This window comes from Methylobacterium sp. BTF04, from assembly GCF_010692745.1.
Classification (GTDB): domain Bacteria; phylum Pseudomonadota; class Alphaproteobacteria; order Rhizobiales; family Beijerinckiaceae; genus Methylobacterium.
The window spans coordinates 1-801 of sequence record NZ_JAAHTB010000214.1 but is presented as its reverse complement, the minus strand read 5'-3'; the positions used below and the strand labels follow the sequence as shown (position 1 = coordinate 801).

The 801-nt window shown below is 66.0% G+C and carries 1 protein-coding gene; it reads left to right on the top strand.

Annotated elements, in window-relative coordinates:
- Window positions 1-791 (top strand): molybdopterin-dependent oxidoreductase (locus G3T14_RS25600; protein WP_163645038.1); only part of this gene is annotated, 791 nt, incomplete at its 5' end.
- Window positions 792-801 lie beyond the last annotated feature (10 nt).

Sequence of the window (801 nt, the reverse complement as noted above, 5' to 3'; positions counted from 1 at the left end):
CGCGGGTGAACCTCAACATGATGTGGGCTGGGGTCGACGACGCCTCCTGGTCCGGATTTTTCGTCTTCGTGCCGGCGATGGCACTCCTCGGCCTAGTCTCGTGGCTGGCCTCGCCCCTCACGGTCCGCCACGCCCGCGTCGTGCAGCGCGTGGGCACGGCCATGGTCGCGCCGATCAAGGGCCTGGCTGAATGGTGGGACCCGAAGGGCCAACTCAAGGAGGCGGACATCTCCCCCTTCATGTGGCCCAACGGGACGATGCCGAAATCGGCCGAGTTCGATGCCCTCGTCGCGGACGGGTTCGCGGGCTATCGCCTGCGCGTCGGCGGCCTCGTGGAGACGCCCGTCGTGCTCTCGATGGACGATCTTCGGGGTCTTTCGAAGCAGGAGCAGATCACCACCCACTTCTGCATCCAGGGTTGGTCAGGCGTGGCTAAGTGGGGTGGCGTCCCGATGCGAACCATCCTGGACCTGGTGCGGCCGACCGCGGAGGCACGGTACGCTGTGTTCTACTCCTTCGCGGACGGCGGCGAGGGCGGCCGGTATTACGACGTGCACACCATCGGCAACATGGGGCACGCCCTCACGATGCTGGCCTACGAGATGAACGGCGCTCCGGTCAGCGTGCTCCACGGCGCGCCCATCCGGCTGCGATGCGAGAACGAGCTCGGGTTCAAGATGGTGAAATGGGTCGCCGCCATCGAGTTCGTCGACGACTTCGCTGATCTCGGCGCCGGCCATGGCGGCTACAACGAGGACCATGAGTTCTACGGCTACCGGATGCCGATCTGATGCCGGCATC